The organism is Clostridium bornimense (assembly GCF_018917145.1).
GTDB lineage: Bacteria > Bacillota > Clostridia > Clostridiales > Clostridiaceae > Clostridium_AN > Clostridium_AN bornimense_A.
This window is the reverse complement of sequence record NZ_JAHLOD010000016.1, coordinates 18,482-37,676: the sequence shown is the minus strand read 5'-3', so window position 1 is coordinate 37,676 and position 19,195 is coordinate 18,482. Positions and strand designations below refer to the sequence as shown.

Annotated in this window: 22 protein-coding genes; 21 read left to right on the top strand and 1 reads right to left on the bottom strand. The window is 28.3% G+C overall.

Going from position 1 to position 19,195, the window contains the following annotated elements; all coding sequences use genetic code 11:
• Nucleotides 1–3: 3 nt before the first annotated feature.
• The 18 genes from KQI30_RS07575 (at nucleotide 4) to KQI30_RS07495 (ending at nucleotide 14,664) form a co-directional block, all read left to right on the top strand.
• Nucleotides 4–438, top strand: a complete 435-nt coding sequence (locus KQI30_RS07575) for a hypothetical protein (RefSeq protein WP_216462700.1) — start codon at nucleotides 4–6, stop codon at nucleotides 436–438.
• Nucleotides 439–616: 178 nt separating this feature from the next.
• The gene (locus tag KQI30_RS07570; protein WP_216462699.1) at nucleotides 617–1,051 is read left to right on the top strand and encodes a hypothetical protein; all 435 of its coding nucleotides are present in this window, start codon (nucleotides 617–619) and stop codon (nucleotides 1,049–1,051) included.
• Nucleotides 1,052–1,654: 603 nt separating this feature from the next.
• Complete coding sequence (locus KQI30_RS07565) at nucleotides 1,655–2,551, top strand: RHS repeat-associated core domain-containing protein (RefSeq protein ID WP_216462698.1); 897 nt, start codon at nucleotides 1,655–1,657, stop codon at nucleotides 2,549–2,551.
• 22 nt (nucleotides 2,552–2,573) lie between these two features.
• Nucleotides 2,574–3,242, top strand: coding sequence for a hypothetical protein (locus tag KQI30_RS07560; RefSeq protein ID WP_216462697.1), 669 nt, complete (start codon nucleotides 2,574–2,576; stop codon nucleotides 3,240–3,242).
• Between the two features lie 240 nt (nucleotides 3,243–3,482).
• Nucleotides 3,483–4,451 (top strand): RHS repeat-associated core domain-containing protein, encoded by a 969-nt coding sequence (locus KQI30_RS07555; RefSeq protein WP_216462696.1) that lies wholly within the window; start codon nucleotides 3,483–3,485, stop codon nucleotides 4,449–4,451.
• A 38-nt stretch (nucleotides 4,452–4,489) separates the two neighbouring features.
• A complete protein-coding gene (locus KQI30_RS07550) occupies nucleotides 4,490–4,861 on the top strand; it encodes a hypothetical protein (protein WP_216462695.1) in 372 nt (123 codons plus the stop codon).
• A gap of 251 nt (nucleotides 4,862–5,112) precedes the next feature.
• A complete protein-coding gene (locus KQI30_RS17325) occupies nucleotides 5,113–5,235 on the top strand; it encodes a hypothetical protein (RefSeq protein ID WP_301281811.1) in 123 nt (40 codons plus the stop codon).
• A gap of 172 nt (nucleotides 5,236–5,407) precedes the next feature.
• On the top strand, nucleotides 5,408–6,346 hold the full coding sequence (locus tag KQI30_RS07545) for an RHS repeat-associated core domain-containing protein (RefSeq protein ID WP_216462694.1): 939 nt from the start codon (nucleotides 5,408–5,410) through the stop codon (nucleotides 6,344–6,346).
• 70 nt (nucleotides 6,347–6,416) lie between these two features.
• Nucleotides 6,417–6,785, top strand: coding sequence for a hypothetical protein (locus KQI30_RS07540; RefSeq protein WP_216462693.1), 369 nt, complete (start codon nucleotides 6,417–6,419; stop codon nucleotides 6,783–6,785).
• 331 nt (nucleotides 6,786–7,116) lie between these two features.
• Complete coding sequence (locus KQI30_RS07535) at nucleotides 7,117–8,814, top strand: AAA family ATPase (RefSeq protein ID WP_216462692.1); 1,698 nt, start codon at nucleotides 7,117–7,119, stop codon at nucleotides 8,812–8,814.
• A 264-nt stretch (nucleotides 8,815–9,078) separates the two neighbouring features.
• A complete protein-coding gene (locus tag KQI30_RS07530; RefSeq protein WP_216462691.1) occupies nucleotides 9,079–9,738 on the top strand; it encodes a hypothetical protein in 660 nt (219 codons plus the stop codon).
• A gap of 430 nt (nucleotides 9,739–10,168) precedes the next feature.
• A complete protein-coding gene (locus KQI30_RS07525) occupies nucleotides 10,169–10,864 on the top strand; it encodes a hypothetical protein (RefSeq protein WP_216462690.1) in 696 nt (231 codons plus the stop codon).
• A 218-nt stretch (nucleotides 10,865–11,082) separates the two neighbouring features.
• Nucleotides 11,083–11,529, top strand: a complete 447-nt coding sequence (locus tag KQI30_RS07520) for a hypothetical protein (RefSeq protein WP_216462689.1) — start codon at nucleotides 11,083–11,085, stop codon at nucleotides 11,527–11,529.
• Between the two features lie 112 nt (nucleotides 11,530–11,641).
• The gene (locus KQI30_RS07515) at nucleotides 11,642–12,082 is read left to right on the top strand and encodes a hypothetical protein (protein WP_216462688.1); all 441 of its coding nucleotides are present in this window, start codon (nucleotides 11,642–11,644) and stop codon (nucleotides 12,080–12,082) included.
• A gap of 18 nt (nucleotides 12,083–12,100) precedes the next feature.
• Nucleotides 12,101–12,826, top strand: a complete 726-nt coding sequence (locus tag KQI30_RS07510; protein WP_216462687.1) for a hypothetical protein — start codon at nucleotides 12,101–12,103, stop codon at nucleotides 12,824–12,826.
• A 220-nt stretch (nucleotides 12,827–13,046) separates the two neighbouring features.
• The gene (locus tag KQI30_RS07505; protein ID WP_216462686.1) at nucleotides 13,047–13,418 is read left to right on the top strand and encodes a hypothetical protein; all 372 of its coding nucleotides are present in this window, start codon (nucleotides 13,047–13,049) and stop codon (nucleotides 13,416–13,418) included.
• Between the two features lie 80 nt (nucleotides 13,419–13,498).
• The gene (locus tag KQI30_RS07500) at nucleotides 13,499–13,897 is read left to right on the top strand and encodes a hypothetical protein (protein ID WP_216462685.1); all 399 of its coding nucleotides are present in this window, start codon (nucleotides 13,499–13,501) and stop codon (nucleotides 13,895–13,897) included.
• 179 nt (nucleotides 13,898–14,076) lie between these two features.
• Nucleotides 14,077–14,664 carry a hypothetical protein gene (locus KQI30_RS07495; RefSeq protein WP_216462684.1) on the top strand — a complete coding sequence of 196 codons (588 nt, stop codon included), beginning with the start codon at nucleotides 14,077–14,079 and terminating at the stop codon, nucleotides 14,662–14,664.
• Between the two features lie 216 nt (nucleotides 14,665–14,880).
• Here the strand turns inward: KQI30_RS07495 and KQI30_RS07490 are convergent, their stop codons facing one another.
• The gene (locus KQI30_RS07490; RefSeq protein ID WP_216462683.1) at nucleotides 14,881–16,080 is read right to left on the bottom strand and encodes an iron-containing alcohol dehydrogenase; all 1,200 of its coding nucleotides are present in this window, start codon (nucleotides 16,078–16,080) and stop codon (nucleotides 14,881–14,883) included.
• A 204-nt stretch (nucleotides 16,081–16,284) separates the two neighbouring features.
• Between KQI30_RS07490 and KQI30_RS07485 the strand changes: the two genes are divergently transcribed.
• From KQI30_RS07485 to KQI30_RS07475, 3 genes are all read left to right on the top strand, one after another.
• Entirely contained in the window at nucleotides 16,285–17,622 is a 1,338-nt protein-coding gene (locus KQI30_RS07485) for a sodium-dependent transporter (protein ID WP_216462682.1), read from the top strand.
• Between the two features lie 184 nt (nucleotides 17,623–17,806).
• Nucleotides 17,807–18,310 (top strand): signal peptidase I, encoded by a 504-nt coding sequence (locus tag KQI30_RS07480; RefSeq protein ID WP_216462681.1) that lies wholly within the window; start codon nucleotides 17,807–17,809, stop codon nucleotides 18,308–18,310.
• A 35-nt stretch (nucleotides 18,311–18,345) separates the two neighbouring features.
• Nucleotides 18,346–19,164, top strand: coding sequence for a hypothetical protein (locus tag KQI30_RS07475; RefSeq protein WP_216462680.1), 819 nt, complete (start codon nucleotides 18,346–18,348; stop codon nucleotides 19,162–19,164).
• The last annotated feature ends 31 nt before the right edge of the window (nucleotides 19,165–19,195 follow it).

Here is a 19,195-nt window from a genome sequence, read left to right as displayed (position 1 = left end):
CATATGGAGAAAAAGAATAACATTATTAGAAATTCAGTTATATCGTCATTGTTAGGAATGTTTATTGTAAGGCAGACAGTAATACCAAAAGAGTTTTTATCAGTAATAATAATTATGGGGATTATAGTAGCAATTTTCTATTTTAAGTCAAGAAAAAAACAAGATAAGAAAACAAGAAGGGTAGTAATAATTTTAATTTCTACATTAATACTTGTTATTGGTACAACACTTTCAAATTTAAATGAAGAATATATAAATAGTAAATTAATAAGTGTAATTACTGATATATGTTTTATACAAGTATTTATTGTATTAATAATAGAAAGTATAAAAAGATACAAAACTGAAGAAATGTCTATTGAAGAAAAAATAGCAATGTGGGTTGGAGGAATAGGTTTTGTATTATTAGGAGTATTTCTTATTTTTATTAGTTTATAATTTTAAAAGTAAGGTTATAAAATTGTTAAAAGTGTAGCTGCAGGTTTAATGTTAGGAACAGGAGCTTTTGCAGCAATTAGTGGAGTATTTATTGCTGGAGTTATAGGATGGGAACTATCTGTCGGTGCTAATATTATAAAAGAAAAATATATTAATTAATAAACATGAGGTGAAGTTAATGAAAGATAAAAGAAGTAAGATTATGGGATTAGTGGCGGTTTTAGCTATGGCGTCAACAAGTTTTTTATCAAAAAATAGTATCTTTGTATGTTGTGTATTATCAATTTTAACATTAATAGGGTTGATTGTGTGGGTTTATTTATATCATCCTAAAGGTAAAGATAAAAGGTATTTAGGTATATATATATCTGGTATTATAATGGTAATTATGGTTGCAATAAGTTATAGTAATGCTTTTACTAAAGACATAAGAGGAATAATCTCAATAGTGGGTATTTTTCAATTTATAGTTTATATGTGTTTTTATACTTTTAAACTAGGAAATTCTGAAGAAGAGATAAAATTGAAAAAGGAAGCTACGAAAGGATTAAAGATGGTATTATTCGGTGTTCTGCTTATAATAGGTGCCATACTTTACGCAAAATGGTGCTAGTGTAGTAAGTAAGATAAAAGTATGTTGTAGGATTTATCATAAGTTTTAATGGGTTTTGAGCTATAAATAAAATGAAAAAGTAAGAAAAGAGATAGAAGACAGAAGTTTTCTATCTCTTTTGTTTTAGTAAAGAAATCAAACAGCGAAGCTGAGCCGAAGGCTGTTATAAATGAAAAATATAAGATGAAAAAGAAAGTTAAAAATATAGAAGAAGCAAAACATCGTAGATGGTGCAGTAGGATATACCTATGGAGATAGCAACCGGAAGGACAAGCTAACAGCATATAATGGAAAAGAAATAACATATGATGAAATAGGAAATCCATTAACTTATGATGGATATAAGTTTACATGGGAGATGGGAAGATAATTAAAGTCTATTTCAGGAAATGGAAAAGAAATAAGTTACAAGTACAATGACAGTGGAATAAGAACAGAAAAAACAGTAAATGGAGTAACAATAAACAGAGTTATTAGCTTTAGGGGAGCGAAGCGAGACTAAAGGTTAGAAATCGTTATCCAGGGACGTAGCAGCCGTATATTCACAAAGTGAATATTACGGATGGTAGTCATCGGACAAAATATTATCTATCAGGAGATGCAATGATGCTTGAGGAAAATGGAAAAGTAGTAGTAAACTATAGTTATGATACATGGGAAAATATAGTATCAATAACAGGAAGTTTAAAGGATAGTGTAGGTAAAAAGAATCCTTATAGATATAGAGGATATAGATATGACGAAGAAACTGGAATGTATTATCTTCAAAGTAGATATTATAATGGTTCGTGGGGAAGGTTTATAAATTGTGATAACATAGGTGGAAAAATAGGTGAACTAGGAACTCATAATGCTTTTCAATACTGTTTTAATAATCCAGTAAATATGAGTGATGAAAGTGGTCAATGGCCAAAGTGGATGAAAAAAGTAGCAAAGACAGTAAAAAAGACTGTAAGTAAGGTAGGTAAAGTAGTAAAAAACACTGTAAGTAAGATAGGCAATACGGTTAAGAATGTAATAAAAACTAAAATTAACTCATCACCAATATGTAACACTAATAAAAGAGGAACTGTTACAATTCCTATTATTTCAGGGAGCATAAAAGGTGGTTTATCACTTGGAGGAAGTATTGGAGTAACTATAGATACTAAAGGAAATATATCATTACAGGCAACAGGAAATTTTGGAGGTTCAGCAGGATTACCTAGTGCTAGTGTAGGTGTAGGATCACCAGTAGTTACCAATGCGCCATCTTATAAAAGTTTAGAAGGTTGGGGAGTACAAGTTGGTGGATCAGCACAGTTAACTCCATTTTCAGCAGACCTTGATTATTCTATAATACCTAATGGTAGAGGAGGAGCATATTCTGGAGTTGGTTTAAAAATTGGAGCTGGAGTTACTCCATTATTGGTAGGAGGAGAAGTTCACGCGGAAGCTACATATACAAAGACCTTAGGTGTTGTTAATTTATATGATGGTAGTATAAGAATTATGCCTTAATAATTGAAAGGATATATATAGTATGAAGAATGTAAAAAATAGAAGCATAATATTTTTAATATTAATGTTTATAGTTGTAATATTGATTTTAATTATATATTTTATTTGTTACATAAATGGTCGTGGTGAATCTAAATATGATAATTCACAAATTATTGATTCTAAAGAAGGAATGATAACTAATGTAAATGGTATTGCAGTAGATAATAATAGGAATGTATATTTGGGTGTAGGTGGGAAAATTAATGTTTATAATAGTAGTGCTCAATTTATTCATTCATATTTAATTAATACAGCAGGAAGTTATAGCTTTACTATAGACAAAAATCAACAGTTAATAATATCTGATGTAAGAGGAGAAAGAATATTAAAGTATAAGTTAGATGGAAATTATATTACGAAAGAAGATGATTATAATCTTGTTAAAGGAGAGGAGATAGATAGAAATAGTGATAAATTTATTACAACTAACGGTGAAAAGTACAAGTTAAGTAACACATTATTTTTTACAAAGATATATGGATATGATCAAGAAGGAAAATTGATTTTTGAATACAGTGCTCCTCTTTGGAATGGATTTCTTAGATTATCATTATTAATATCAATAATTATGTTATTTATTAGCTTTTTTATAGCAGTAAAGGTTAATGGAACAAAAGTAGGATGGGGATATAAAATTATATTTAAGTAAGATTCATCACAAGTTTTAACAGGTTTTATAGTATGTATAAGGTGGAAAAAGTGATAAAAGAGATAGAAGACGAAAGTTTTCTATCTCTTTAACTTTATGGAGATGGTTAAACATTAAGCTGTAACTAACAAATATCATAAGTGAAAAAATGAGACAAATAAATAAAAAATAGAATATATTGTAGATAATGGTGACGATGAAGTATAATATACCTATTATGTTTATAACAATCTAATATCTATGAATCTAAATGGAAAAGAGTATTTCTACATAAGAAATGTAGAAAATGATGTAATAGGACTACATGATACAGAAGGAAAAGTAGTAGTAAGTTATAGTTATGATACATGGGGAAATATAGTATCAATAACAGGAAGTTTAAAGGATAGTGTAGGTAAAAAGAACTCATATAGATATAGAGGATATAGATATGATGAAGAGACAGGATTATATTATTTGAAAAGTAGATATTATAATGCAGAGTGGGGAAGGTTTATAAATGCTGATGCAGGGATAGCAGAAGTGGGCAGTATTCAGGGATGTAATATGTTCCAGTACTGCAACAACAATCCGGTGAATATGAGTGATGAAAGTGGATATTGGCCAAAGTGGATGAAGACGGCGGCAAAGGCAGTGAAGAAGGCTGTAAGTAATGTAGTAAATAAGGTGAAAAAAGTATTTTCATCATCTAAATCAAATAATAAACCAAGTAATAATATTAAGAATACTCCTATTACTAAAAATGATGTTTCAAATTCAACAAAAGGTGGAGTTATTACAGCTATAGAAGGCGGAGTTAGTGAGGTTTATAAAAATGTTCCAAGTAAGGTTACATTAAGTACCGTTAATAGAGCGGGTAGAAGAGCTGGGCAGATGGCTGTGACGATGCCAGTAAAAGGCGCCAAGACATTACAAATGGTTTCTAAGGTAGAGAGTATAGGAGCTGTGGGTGTAGCACTTACTGGAGTGAGTGTATGGAATAACTATCATAGTGGATATAGTAAAAAGGAAGCATTTTGGAGGAGTGCTATAGATGTGGCACTAACAGGTGTTAGTATAATGGCAGGATGCTTTGGAGGACCATTAGCCGCAGCTGCTGTTTCACTTGTAGGTGGATTAGCTGTAGAAGCATTTAAATATTATTTGTGGGACGCTGAACTTAAAAAACCTTCAAAATATTTAAGCAGTGGAGGAGCAATTGTTGCATAGAATAAAAAATAATTATTTATATAAATATGGAGGGAATAATGAAAAAGAATAATTTTATTTCAGTAATGGTAGCATTAATAACTCTAGCAATAGTTAGGATTTTAATAAATAGGGTAGGTTATGAAAATATACCTGAGGGTATAATAATAGTTGCAGCAATAGCATGTTGTATAATTTTTTGTGTAAAAACTAAAACAGGATATGATAGTAAAAATAAATATAATATACTTGTGATGACTACATTTTCTATATTGTGTGCATTATTGATAATACTGGTTATATTAGGAGAAAGTTTTGTAAATCACTCTATTATAATATTAATAGGGATATTAATGGGAATAACTACAGTTTTAATGATAATAAGTATGATATGTGCGATTATACATAGAAATAAAATATTAAAAAAGTAACAAGAAAAGGATTAGGAAATGATAGTTTTCTAGTCCTTTTAAAATAAAAAGAAATTAAATGTACATCATGTATATTTAAAAATTTGAGATTACTTTTCTATTAAAAAACAGCGAAGCTGAGCTGGAGGCTCTAAAAGATAAAATAGAAATGATGAGATTAAAAAAGAAAGTTTAAAATATAGAAGAAGTAAAACACCGAAGGTGGTGCAGTAGAATATACTTATGGAGATAGCAACTGGAAGGATAAGTCCATGGAGCATAATGGAAAAGGAATACGTTATAAATACAATGACTGTGGAATAAGAACAGAAAAGACAGTAAATGGAGTAACAATAAACAGAGTTCTTAGCTTTAGGGGAGCAAAGCGAAACTAAAGGTTAGAAATCGTTATCCAGGGACGTAGCAGCCGTATATTCACAAAGTGAATATTACGGATGGTAGTCATCGGACAAAATATTATCTATCAGGAAGTGCAGTAACACTCCTAGTGATAATGGAACAGATAAGATATACTATACATATGATGCCGACGGCGATCTAATATCTATGAATCTAAATGGAAAAGAGTACTTCTATATCAGAAATGTACAAAATGATGTAATAGGACTATATGATAGTGAAGGAAAAGTAGTAGTAAACTATAGTTATGATACATGGGGAAATATAGTATCAATAAGTGGAAGTTTAAAAGATAGTGTAGGTAAAAAGAACCCATATAGATATAGAGGATATAGATATGATGAAGAGACTGGAATGTATTATCTTCAAAGTAGATATTATAATCCAGAGTGGGGAAGATTTATAAATGCAGATGCATTAATAGGACAACCAGGAGATATACTATCATTTAATATGTTTGCGTATTGTGGAAATAATCCAGTAATAATGGAAGACTCAAATGGATATAGATTTGATATTACTGGCGGACGTGATAATGGTAAATATATAAGTATGGCGATACAATCGCAATATACGGCAATAGCAAATAATGTTGCAAATAGAAAGCCGATTCCAAAACCAAAGCCAAAACCAACACCAAGGCCAACTCCTAAACCATTGAAAAATACTGAAGTTGTTGTTAATTTTGTAAGCGGAGCAACAGATCAAGCTATATCTGATTCAAAAAAGCTGAAGTCTGATATATGGATAGGCAAAACTGTAAAAAATGTTGGACCAATGAATATATCAGGTACAACAATTAGTATTGGTCAAAATATTTTAAAATGTAAGATAACAAGTACATTTAGTTGGAATAATGCAGCAACATGTATGGCAATGAGTATGTATGATATTGGAGTAGCACAATTAGGAGGTTATTTAACAAAGTGCCTTGTAGGATTAGTAGTAGGGGTGTTAACTGCTATGGAAGCACCGGCAATATTAGTAGGTGGTGCAGCAATAGTAACAGCAGGTTTGGCATCAATTGGTATTGGATGGGTAGCTTCAAAAGTGAAGGAGTCATGGTATGATAATTTAATAGAATAGAGGTAGGATAGCATGGGGAGAAAAAATCAAAATAATATACTTTATATTTATATTAATTATTATGATTACAATGAATTATACAAATAATCTTAATGTTGCAATTACTATTGCTTGTGGTTTACTTTGTATAAGTAGTATAGCATTTGCTATAGTAGAGAAAATACGAGGGAAAAGTGTTAAATGGATATATACATTTATATCATTATTAATAGCATCAATTCTTATATTGATAGTAGTTTTAGAGCATACAGATACAAATATGTCTTTTATATTACTTGTAATAGCAGCATTACAATTTTGCGCATGTCAGATAGTTACAATACATGTTTTTTCAAAGTCTAATGAAAAGATGAAAGAACTGAAAAAATATGTTCCTAAATTGTGGTTAGGAATAATAATATTAGTGATAGTTTTGATTGGATTAATAATTTATAGATAAATGTTATATTACAGTAAAATTACTTGTGAGTTTCACAAATAGTTTTTAGAAGAATTAACAGATAAATAGAGATAGAGAGGTAGAAGACGAAAGTTTTCTATCTCTTTTGTCTATATATAAATTATTAAACAGTGGATATGAGTCGTAGGTTATAGAAGATAAAATAAAAGTGATGATTAAGTATATATAGTAAAAATAATAGAAGAAGCAAAAACCACTGAAGGTGAAGGCGTGGTGAAGATAAATTTATTAATTCTTTGTGGAATCTCGTTTATTTTAATATAACTGTATTTAGTCTATAATAAAGATATACGAAAAGGGGGAGTATCAAGTGATAAATAAGCCACTTCCAATCGGAATAGATAATTTTGAAATGTTAATAACGAGAGGTTATTATTTTATAGATAAAACAATGCTAATAAAAGATTTGTTAGATAACAAAGCTTCTGTAAATTTATTTACAAGGCCAAGACGTTTTGGAAAGACCTTAAATATCAGTATGCTACAGTATTTCTTTGAAGATAGGCATAATGAAGTTACTGGAGAAAAAGAAGATAAGTCATATCTTTTTAAGGGACTTGATATAGAAAGTGCTGGAGAAAATTATACTTCCCATATGGGACAGTATCCTGTGATAAATCTCTCATTAAAGTCAGCGAAGCAAGGGGATTTACAATTAGCTTTTCAATGTTTAAGAGAAGAAATATCTAACGAGTTTAGAAGACATTTATATATTTTAGAAAGTGATAAACTAGCAACGGAAAAAGAAGAATATATGAGAATAGTCCGTAAAGAAGATGATATGAAGCTATATGCTACGTCATTAAGATTTTTAAGCCATTGTCTTGAAAAATATCATGAAAAAAATGTGATTATTCTTATAGATGAGTATGATGTACCACTAGAAAATGCATTTTTTGAAGGCTTTTATAAAGAGATGATTTCATTTATACGTTCATTATTTGAGTCATCACTAAAGACCAATCCATCATTAGAGTTTGCAGTAATTACTGGGTGTTTAAGAATTTCAAAGGAAAGTATTTTTACAGGATTGAATAACTTAAAAATAATCTCGATACTAGATGATAGATATGCAGAATACTTTGGATTTACCGATGATGAGGTTATGAAAATATGTAGTGATTATAATATGTCACAAAAGTATGAAGATATAAAGAACTGGTACAATGGGTATATTTTCGGAAATGTTAATGTCTACAACCCTTGGAGTGTAATGCAGTATATAGATGATCTTAAAGCAAATATTAATAGATTTCCTACATCATACTGGGCAAACACTAGCTCCAATAGTATAGTAAGAAGTCTTATAGAAAGAGCCGATGACATAACTAAAGGCGAGATTGAAGCTTTAATAGAAGGAAAAACTATAGAAAAGCCAATTCATGAGGACATTACTTATGATGAAGTTTATGATACTATGGATAACTTATGGAATTTTATGTTTTTTACCGGGTATTTTAAGAAAATAAATGAAAGAATAAGCGAAGAAAATATAAGATATATAGAACTTGCTATTCCTAACGAAGAAGTAAAATATATTTTTAGGACAAAGATATTAAAGTGGTTTAATGAACAAATTAATCAATGTGATAAAACAAGATTATTTGAGGCTGTTTTAAGTAAAAATCCAGAAGTATTCGAAGAGGAATTAGGAAAATTATTAATAGAAACCATCAGTTTTAATGATGCTTATGAAAACTTTTATCATGGATTTCTAACAGGAGTATTGTCTCATATGAAGGGATATATCGTTAAGTCCAATAGAGAAGGAGGAAGAGGACGTAGTGATCTTTTTATAAAGGCAGTTTCAAAGCGAGGAATTGCAATAGTAATTGAGTTTAAAATTGCAAATAATATTGATGATTTAGAGAAACGAGCAGATGAGGCAATAAAGCAAATAGAAGATAGACAGTATGATAAAGAACTAAGTAGTGAAGGATATAAAAATATATTTAAGTATGGTATAGCCTTTTATCAAAAGGATTGCCTTGTGAAAATTAAAGAATAAGAGAAATATAGGTGACATCTTATTAGTAGGTGTCACTTTTGTATTTAAAATATGGATAAAAACATAGAGAATAAGAAAAGAGATGTGTAAAAAATGTGGATATAAAAATGTAGTATTAATTACAAATGAAAATAATTTTGCTTATATTATTGAAAAGAGAAGAAAAAAGTGCGTATAATTTATAGTAATTATGTAATTTTATGCCTAGATGGTAAAAGTGTATATGAATATATTAATTAAAAGTATCACTGAGGTAGAATATAAATGAAAAAAGAAGATATAAAAGCTACATGGTTTGTTATTTTAATAGTTATTCAAGTAATAGCCGTCATATGTGTATTAAGAGGATTAGGGAGCGAAGATAAACAAGATAATATTATTAGTCACAAGGAAGGATTTCCTATGTATGTTCATGGATTAGCTATAGATAGTGAGGAAAATATATACATAGGTGTAGTAGGAAAAATAAATGTATATAATAAAGAAGTTAAATTTATTAGATCTTATAGTTTAGGAAGAGACCAAAGTTTCATTTTTAGAATAGATGAGAATGAAAATCTGATAATAGCAATAGAAAGTACTGAATTAATTTGTAGATTGGATGGAATGATAATAAGTGATAAAATTTTAGATTATACAGATGATAGAGAAGTAAAAGTCATTAAACGTAATTCGAAAATATATACTCTGTCTAATAAGTTTTATTTCACTACTGTAAAATGTGAGGATCAAAAGGGAAATTCAAGAACAATATACAGAGTACCAATTTATATAACAATTTTTAGGTTGATTCAAATGATTTCGTTTATAATTTTAGTAATATTATTTATTAAGTTGTGTATAAAAAAACTAGAGGATTTAGGTATTTCTATAGATACAAATATTGGTAACAGGATAAATAAATATAACTTGGAAGATTTCTAATAGCAAAGCTTATGGTAAAAACTGCATATAATTATATACAAAGAATATGAAAAAGATGAGATAATAAGTAATTATAGAAGTATTAAGGCAAGAAGAAAAATAGTAACTTTAGATGATGGTTCAGAATATAGATTATCTAGTTATTTTGGTTATAGTAAGGTTGTATTAGTAAATCAAGATGGATCTGAAGTTGATATAGTTAAGATAAGTTTATATGAATGGGTTTTAAAAATACTATTTGTAATCTCAATACTGGTTATATGGATTTATTTATATTATCTATTCTTTTCAAAATCAGGAAGTGATTTGGGATATAAATAACCTTCATAATATATGTTGTAAGTAATGGAAATAGATATAAATTATCAAATATTTTAGGACATGCGAAGATTCCTTATAATCATACTGTAATAGGAGATTGGGGAGATTTATGAAAACTTACTTAGAATTATGTGAAAACTTATGTGATTATTTGTATTTAGATGATAATAAAGCATTTAAAGATGTTGATAAGAGGAAATTAAACTTAGCTGTAGCTAGTATTAATGGTGATAAAATTTTTAGTATAAGTGAAAAAAGACAATTTATTAAGATGTGTAGTATGAAAATAATAAAGTTACTCTTATTACCTAAGTTAAAAGGATACAAATTATATTTGTTAGCCAATATTAATGGTTATAATGTGAATTCTAAGATTTCTGATTATAAAAAAGTTTGGAAAATTGTACAGAATCATATAGATATCAGCAATTTTGTGCTTGGATCAGAAATTAAATTTATCTTAGAAACAGGTGTTAATTGGTTTAGTATTGCAGAAGTAAATTTGCACCAGATTGATCAGGTGTTAAATTTAATAAGTGAGGATGCAAAGAATTTTATGCTTATCGCTAGTAGAAATGAAAATATGCTTACATATGATTCGATAAAAGAGATTTTTTATTATTCTTTTGTTGAATATAATAAAAAGAATATGAGTATAGACTATTTTAATTTATCAACTAAGTTATGTAAAAAGGGTGATGTTATATTTAGATGGGGAAATGATTCCGAATCATTAGAGTTAGATTTAATATTTGATAATAATTATTTAAGGTGTAAAGAACTTGGTGAATATTTAGAAATATAATTATTGATATATATAGAAAGCGAATAATTTTAAAAGCATGTTGTAATTGGTAGTTTTGCAACATGCTTTTATATTGGTAAAAATAAATCATAATACAATATCATGAAATTCTAAAGTTATATGGAATAACCTTTTTTGCATTGTTGCAAATACAAAAAGAACTATATATAATTTATAGTAATTATGTAAAGATATAGATAAAAATGGAGAGAAAAATAGTGATGTGGAATGAAATTATTGATGATAATGACTTAAGAAACTTCATGGAGAGGGTTGGATATTTTCATGATAGTTGTATAAAAGAATTAAAATATTTAAGTGGAGCATATGTTAATGAGGAACTATCCATGTATCCTATAAATGATCGTAGAGTGTTAAATGTTATTATACAATGTCAATTCGAAGATTTTTCTATGATTGAAATGGAATTTGAAGGATTAAAATATTTAAAGTTATTTCCTGTGGATGATAAATATACTTGTGAAATACTTGATTCAACTATGATTTTAAAAGAAGATGGTATTTACTGGTGTGATTGTGGCGGTTTATCTGAGGATGACATAAACGAATATAATGGTACTTTAATTTGTGCATCTAAACTTCGATGGCGTTCTATTAATAAATGTATGGGTCAGAAGGAATTTTTTGCATCAATATTTGAGTAGAAAAAATTTAGAGCTATAAAAAAAGAAGGCAAAAGTGGGTAGAAAAATAACTGGAGGGTGTAGATAGTATTGATTCACTTTATATTAATATGCTGTTATTGGGAGGATACATATGAAAAAAGATATAAATATTAAAGATATGGGCAAATTAGGAGCAATATCGGGGATTGCAGGGTGTATGATTGCAATGTCAGAGAAAGGTGATAATAAAATACCTTTTCCTATATGGGGTGGGTTAGTTATATTGATAATTTTTCTTATAGCTTATATAAGAGATCGAAAATTATTACCAATATTTCTTATAGGAGTTTCTATATTTATAATGTGTATAATGGGTGCGATTCCGATTTTTATAGATGCACCGCCTAAAGAACAAATAATTTGGTTGATTGCTGGAATACTTCAGTTATTTATTACTTCAGCGATAATGGTTTATATAAAAGGGATTAAAGGAAGATATAAGGTAGAAGAAGCTAAGAAGATATTATCAATTACTGTTCCAACAATAATAGTTCTTGTAGCAATATTAATACTAGTTTCGATATTTTTATAAAGGTTAAAGAGGTGGGGTATGGAAAAGATATTTATTAAATTAAAAGGTATGTTAAACATTGAAGAAATAGATAGTGAAAAGTTGGAATCATTTATTAATCATAATTACATACCACAAAAAAGATATAAAATAGTTAGGGATATTTTATTAATGTGGATAGTTGGTATAATGACTTCTATATTAGGTGCTAATCCAATAATAACTACTATATTAGTAATGAGTTTAGTTATATATTATACATATATATCTGTAAGAGTATTGAGAATTAAAGAGATAGATATGGCAAATACAAATTTATATCGAGGTGTACAAGGGGTAGTGATTGCATTTATATGCGTTGTTATCTCATATAAAATTCTCGCATGGAACAATAATGTGAGAATAATATTATTGATTTCATTTATTATTTTTATGATAATAAGCATGAATGTTTTTATAAAATTAGGAATTAAAAATATAAAAAATGATGCATTTAAAAATGTAAAAGGTAATACATCAATGATATATTCAGTAGCTTTTGCTGGAGGGGCATTAGGAATGTCTTTTGCAAGTATATTATTAAGTGATGCTAGTGAAGATGGAATATTAGTATTTGTAGCATTAGGATTTCTATTTATTGCGTTAGGATTTAGTTGTTCAGTAGGATATTTACTTAAATATTATATATTAACTAATATAGATTTTGATAAAAAAGAAGATAAAAGAAAAAAAAGTATAAAAACTAAAAAGAAAAGATACGTATAATAATTTAGAAACAAGGTTATTCAATAGTAATTTTGATTGAAAATATATGGAGAAAGTGAAACAATTAAATATTAAATCCTATATAAGAGATAAAATGAGTAAAAAGTGGAACAAGTGAATGAAATGTGGAATATATACCCAAAATGGTGGAAGCAAGATATAATATACTTATTATGGTTAATGTAGTCTAATATCTACGAAACTTAAAGTAGATAATTTTATGAAAAATGAAACAAAGATTCAAGTTATAGGAGCAAGTATAGGTGGAATAATAGCTATATTAGGATCAATTTTTATAGATGAGTTTAGTGTTATGACAATTTTAGCAGCTGAATTAATAATTGCTGTAATAATAAGATTTACATATTTAATTGTAAGAAAGTTTAAGTCTGGAAAAGACATAGATATATTATTAGAGATATCCATATTAATTTTAGGAATATGCTCACCATGGGCATATATTTTAAAAACTTATGGATATGATGTGATTTCTTTAATTATGGCTATAATTTCAATTGGTCAATTTTGCATAGTAAAACCACAAACTAAAACACATAAGAATTATATAAACCAAAAAGGGCTAGAAAAATAATTTGTAATTTGATCTAAGGGGAGGTAATTTTCCAATACAGTTATTTATTTTGGAAGGTACTTATTAAAGGTAGATTTAAGATGAATAAAAAAGAAAAAATATGTTGGACAGTAGCTATTATTACTATGATTATTCAGAAAAAAGTGGGGCTTAGAAAGTTTCCTCGTTTAGTACAAATTATTATAGCATATGGGTTAGTTATAGGAAGCTTTTTATTATTGATTAAATTAGGTAAGCCAACAAAAGAGGAGAAGAAAAATATATTAGTTGCGTTAATATTATTAAGTCTTTTTATCACAACAATACCAATTTATGATGGTTTGGCATATTTATATCCCAATAATGTATCCGATGTTAAAAGTGTGTGTGAAATTTATGTAAGCGTAGTAATGTGTATAATATTAATATTTACATACATAATTAATAAGAAAAAGAAGATGAGAAGAGAATTAGAAAAGAAACAAAATAGAAAGAAATAAGATTATTAATATATATAAAGTGAATAAATTTAAGAGCATGTTGTAATGGATAGTTTTGCAACATGCTTTTATATTAATAAAAATAGAGTATGATATTTCATCTTATCTCTATATAATGTAAAAACTTGAATAAATAAGGCGAATAATGTATAATAATGCAAAAAAGGAGGTGGGTTTTGATGAGTAAGAATAAGAGACTTATGGTTGTTGTTTTTTCAGTATTAACAATATTAAGTGTGTGTGATTATATAGAAATAGATGAAAAATCAATATTTGGATTGGCAATAGGAGCGTTAATTATAAGTATAGCAACATGTTTTGAACTACCAGAAGATGTTGAAAAGATGAAGAATGAAAAATATAAAAATAGTAAATTTAACAAGATACTTACTAATAAAAATAGAATTGTTCAAGAATTACTATATTATATAGGATTCGTAGATATGTTTATAATATTATTTTTAAAACCGGACACAGTTATGGATACAATAATAAAGAAGTTCAATATAGAAATTATAATTTTATTAGCAATAACAATAAATTTTTTATCTATGTGTATTGCCGATATAAATACGAGAAGAATAAGAAGATATTATACTGGTGAAAAAGCACAAGAAGATAAGAAAAAAGCAAAAGAGAAAGAAGAGAAACGTAAGGCAAAAGAAGATAAGAAGAATAAGAAAATTCAAGAGAAAGAAAGAAAGTTAGCAGAGAAGAGGCAGAAAAAGATTAATAAGATAAATCAAAAGCCTGGAGAAGGGCAGTAATAATTTATAATTTAGCTAAAGAGAGATCATAGTAACAAATGAAAGTTTGTTACCGATATATTTTTTATAAAATAGAATGCCATGGCACAAGTATGAAGGAACAGGGCACAGGTATGGATGAAATTCCCTACCTGTGCCTTGTGCCCTTATCTGTGCAATAATATAAAAGAAGGTATCGCTAACAACTTTTTATATGTTAATGCGATACCTTATTTTTTATAATGATTGAGAATAAATTCCTTCCACTAATTCTTTTGTAGCTTTAACTGGAGCTAGACCTAAAAGGGAGTCTAGACTAGGTGTATTAAATGAAAGATCTACTAATTTTTTTACATCATTTTCTGTAAAACCTAAGGTTGTTAATGTATCAGTAACACCTACTGATTGTAACCAAGTCTTAACTTTTTCAACTGCAACTTCAGTTTCATCAGCAATTCCTTTTAATCCTGGAGCTATTGGTTCAAGGATTTCAGCTAATACTTCTGGTCTAGCTGGATAAATAGCTCTTATAACTGCGGGAAGAATAACTCCAAGACCTAAACCATGAGCTAAATCTGGTTTTACGGCACTTAGTGGATGTTCAAGTGCATGAGTTAAGTGAAGCATACCATTGTCAAAACATGTTCCAGCAATCATTGAAGCATAAGTTAGATAATATCGTGCTTCTAAATCTTCACCGTTTTCTAAGGCTTTAGGTAGATATTTTGTAACTAATCGAATAGTTTCTTTTGCAAGTAACATACAGTAAGGGCTGGCAACAAGAGATGTACATGCTTCAATTACGTGATTTACAGCATCTACTGCAGTGTATGAAGTTTGATTTTTTGAAAGACCTGTCATAAGTTTGGCATCATCAATTGAATATAAAGGATAGCATACATCATAAGCGATAGCAGGTTTGTAATTCTTATCAAGAAGACTTACAACAGCAAATCTATTAACTTCACTACCAGTACCGTGAGTAGTATTTATAGCTATAATAGGTAATGCTTTTTCAGGTGTAAATTTTAATTCATATAAATCAGAGGTAGTATATTCTGGATAGCAAGACATAATTGCAACGGTTTTAGCTGAATCTATAGGACTTCCACCACCAATTCCAATAACAGCTTGTGCTCCAAATTCTATAGAAAGCTTAGTTGCTTCATCACAATCATAAGAATTAGGATTTGGAGTTATTTTATTAAATAGTAAATATTCAATACCGTTATTTTTTAATGCTGGTTCTACATGACCCCAAGCACCATTTTTTATATAAGAAGATTTACCGGTTAAAAGGATAACCTTCTTTATACCTTTTGTAGATAATTCTTTTGCTATATCGTTAATTTTAGATATTGCTCCTATTCCAAGATATAAATTTGTCTTTGTTCTAATTTCATTAATATCATTGATTGATACAGATTTTTCCCACATAAAAATACCTCCCTAAAGTAAAATTTATTAATTATATTTTAATCCAAATAAATGGAAAGTTCAAATGAATATTATAAAAATACAAAATTGTATAAAAAAAGAATGAAAAATGTCTTATTATTGATAAAAATGAATAAAATAAGTATAATATCTGTAAACACATAATAATTAACACAGTAGTATAGTAGGAAGGAAGAAGTTAATATGAAGCAGAGAGAAGGTTTTTCATCGGGACTTGCAGTATTTTTAGTTACATTAAGTTCCGCAGTAGGTTTAGGGAATATATGGTTGTTTCCGTATCTAACCGGTAGTAATGGTGGAGCAGCATTTATTCTTATATATTTATTATGTATAGCAATTGTAGGGTTACCTGTTATGCTTTGTGAATTTTTCATGGGAAGAAGAACAAAGAAAAATGTAATGGGAGCAGTAACAACTTTATCAGACAAAAAAGCATTTAAGAGCATTGGGTATTTAGGGATGATATCAACAGCTATGATAGCATTTTTTTATGCAGTAGTATCGGGATGGGTATATTCTTATGTGTTTAAATCTATAAAAGGAATATTTAAAGATGTAACTACTGAAGGGGTAAAGGAAATTTTTACCAGTCACACTACAGCAATTTTCCCTCCAGCAATGTGGGTATTTGTTGTATTAGTAGTAGTATCAGTAATTTTAATTTCTGGTGTGAAAAAAGGAATTGAGAAAGTAACAAAAGTTTTAATGCCTATATTATTGATATTATTAGTTATTTGTACAATAAAATCATTAACGTTGCCAGGAGCAAAAGAAGGAATAGAATTTTTATTTAAGCCAGACTTTTCAAAGGTAAATATGGCTGTAATAGTATCAGCATTAGGATTATCATTTTTTAAATTATCTTTAGGAATGGGAACAATGGCTACTTATGCAAGTTACTACACTAAAGATAGTAATTTATATGGAAATGCAGCTAAAGTTATAATTTCAGACACTTTAGTTTCATTATTAGCTGGACTAGCTATTTTCCCAGCAGTGTTTTCTTTTGGATTAGATCCAAGTTCTGGTCCATCATTATTATTTGAAACAATTCCACTTATATTTTCAAAAATTCCAGGTGGATCAGTGTTAATAGTTGCATTCTTTTTAACAGCGGCGTTTGCTTCTACAATGGCAATAATATCTATGATGGAAGTTCTTGTAGCATATTTCACAGAAGAAAAAAATATGGATAGAACAAAAGCTGTTATCATGATTACAAGTATTACATTTATTGTTTCAGCAATAACATCTATGACAGTAAGCGGCGGAGTTTTAAATCAATATCCACTGTTTGATTTGTTTGATAAAATAACATCTAGTATATTTTTACCATTAGGAGGATTATTAATTGCTATTTTTATAGGATGGTTTATTAATAAAAAAGATTTCTTAGATGAAATGTCTAATGGAGGAACTTTAAATAATACTTTAGCAGCAGGAATTTCATATGCAATAATTAAATTTGTGACTCCTATCTTATTGATTATAGTATTTTTGTCATCTATAGGAGTTATTTGATAAAAAATATATACTTTCAAAAGACAGTTGAACCAAAAGTTTGACTGTCTTTTTTTAGTTTATGTAATAAAATGGTAAAAGTTATCAAAAAAAGCACTATTTTTATCATTGAAATGGTATAAAAATAATTATATAATTTACCAATAAAGGTAAAAATTTATGATTTGTGATTAGGTATGGTGTTATGAAAAAGTTTTTTAGGGGATTAGGTAATACAATTTTTACATTAATTATAATCTTGATGGTAATAGGGCTTGTAGGAAATTTATCAGCAAAATCAGATAAAGTATATAATATCGTAAAATATAGAACTTATATAATTGTAAGTCCTAGTATGAAACCAGCAATTAATCCTGGTGATTTGATTTTCGTAAGAAAAGTTGATGTAGATAAGATTAAAGAAGGAGATATTATAACTTTTAAAAATGAGGATATGGTAGCAACACATAGAGTTGTTAAAGTTGATAAAAATACAATTACAACAAAAGGGGACAGTAATAATACTGAAGATTATCCAACAGACAAAAAAGAAATAATAGGGGAGTTTTCTTTTGCTATTCCCAAAATAGGGTATGTTTTTGCTTTTGCAACATCTTTAATAGGAATGGTGACAATAGGTTGCGTAATCATATTTATTTTTATATATGATTTTATTTTTAAAGAAAATAAAAAAAGTAAAAACAATTAAAAAATTGATTGTTTTAAATCTTAGGAGGAGTTTTTATGAGAAAGAAAAAGATTATTGCATTATTATTAGGAACAACAATAATAGCAGGAATAGCAACATCATTTGCTTATTTTACTAACAAGTCAAACAATATAACTGATGCAAATGGAGATGCACTTCAAAAAATTCAAATTACTAATGGACAAGTAGAGGTTTTAGCAGAAGTTACTTCAGAAGGAGAAGACTCACTAGATTGGTCATATGATGTAGTAAAGTATAGTAAAAATGCCGATGGTACAGAGATTGTTTATAATGATGACTTTAAAGCTAAAAATGCCAGTCCAGATATAAATGCAACTGAAAAGGAAACTGCAAATGGACTAGAAAGAGCAAAGATAGGTTCATCACTTCCAACAGAGATTCAATATACTAGACCAGGAGACGCAATAGTATTAGGAACAAAAAATGATAATGGAGAATTAGGATTAAAAATTAAAAACAATAGTAATTTAACAATTAAGGCACAATTAAATGTTTTAAATGATGATGTAGCAAAGGCGGAACTTAAGAAGGTAACTGATGCAGGATGGGAGTTATATGTAAATGGTAAAAAGGTAGATTTAGCATCAGGAATAAAGGTGGATTTAGCATCAATAGCTGGTAAGAAGTCACAAGTAGTTGATGTAAGATTAGAATTACCATTAGCTACTGGAAATACATATCAAAATAAGGCAGTTGCAACAAATGCTGAGCAAGGATTTGATATAAGTAAGATATTTGAAATTAGAGCAACTCAAGAAAATAATCCAGGATGGAATGAAGATGGATCTGGAGCAAATGGAACAGGAACTGTTACAAATCCAATTCAACCATAGTAAACATTGTATTTTTGTCTGAGGAGGTGAA

Excerpts from the sequence above, each read along its gene's own strand:
- KQI30_RS07570 (WP_216462699.1), top strand. The coding sequence starts at position 617 with ATGAAAGATAAAAGAAGTAAGATTATGGGATTAGTGGCGGTTTTAGCT.
- KQI30_RS07550 (WP_216462695.1), top strand. The coding sequence starts at position 4,490 with ATGAAAAAGAATAATTTTATTTCAGTAATGGTAGCATTAATAACTCTA.
- KQI30_RS07565 (WP_216462698.1), top strand. The coding sequence starts at position 1,655 with ATGATGCTTGAGGAAAATGGAAAAGTAGTAGTAAACTATAGTTATGAT.
- KQI30_RS07515 (WP_216462688.1), top strand. The coding sequence starts at position 11,642 with ATGAAAAAAGATATAAATATTAAAGATATGGGCAAATTAGGAGCAATA.
- KQI30_RS07485 (WP_216462682.1), top strand. The coding sequence starts at position 16,285 with ATGAAGCAGAGAGAAGGTTTTTCATCGGGACTTGCAGTATTTTTAGTT.
- KQI30_RS07545 (WP_216462694.1), top strand. The coding sequence starts at position 5,408 with ATGAATCTAAATGGAAAAGAGTACTTCTATATCAGAAATGTACAAAAT.
- KQI30_RS07475 (WP_216462680.1), top strand. The coding sequence starts at position 18,346 with ATGAGAAAGAAAAAGATTATTGCATTATTATTAGGAACAACAATAATA.
- KQI30_RS07505 (WP_216462686.1), top strand. The coding sequence starts at position 13,047 with ATGAAAAATGAAACAAAGATTCAAGTTATAGGAGCAAGTATAGGTGGA.
- KQI30_RS07480 (WP_216462681.1), top strand. The coding sequence starts at position 17,807 with ATGAAAAAGTTTTTTAGGGGATTAGGTAATACAATTTTTACATTAATT.
- KQI30_RS07530 (WP_216462691.1), top strand. The coding sequence starts at position 9,079 with ATGAAAAAAGAAGATATAAAAGCTACATGGTTTGTTATTTTAATAGTT.
- KQI30_RS07510 (WP_216462687.1), top strand. The coding sequence starts at position 12,101 with ATGGAAAAGATATTTATTAAATTAAAAGGTATGTTAAACATTGAAGAA.
- KQI30_RS07525 (WP_216462690.1), top strand. The coding sequence starts at position 10,169 with ATGAAAACTTACTTAGAATTATGTGAAAACTTATGTGATTATTTGTAT.
- KQI30_RS07540 (WP_216462693.1), top strand. The coding sequence starts at position 6,417 with ATGAATTATACAAATAATCTTAATGTTGCAATTACTATTGCTTGTGGT.
- KQI30_RS07560 (WP_216462697.1), top strand. The coding sequence starts at position 2,574 with ATGAAGAATGTAAAAAATAGAAGCATAATATTTTTAATATTAATGTTT.
- KQI30_RS07490 (WP_216462683.1), bottom strand. The coding sequence starts at position 16,080 with ATGTGGGAAAAATCTGTATCAATCAATGATATTAATGAAATTAGAACA.
- KQI30_RS07575 (WP_216462700.1), top strand. The coding sequence starts at position 4 with ATGGAGAAAAAGAATAACATTATTAGAAATTCAGTTATATCGTCATTG.
- KQI30_RS17325 (WP_301281811.1), top strand. The coding sequence starts at position 5,113 with ATGGAGCATAATGGAAAAGGAATACGTTATAAATACAATGACTGTGGA.
- KQI30_RS07500 (WP_216462685.1), top strand. The coding sequence starts at position 13,499 with ATGAATAAAAAAGAAAAAATATGTTGGACAGTAGCTATTATTACTATG.
- KQI30_RS07495 (WP_216462684.1), top strand. The coding sequence starts at position 14,077 with ATGAGTAAGAATAAGAGACTTATGGTTGTTGTTTTTTCAGTATTAACA.
- KQI30_RS07555 (WP_216462696.1), top strand. The coding sequence starts at position 3,483 with ATGAATCTAAATGGAAAAGAGTATTTCTACATAAGAAATGTAGAAAAT.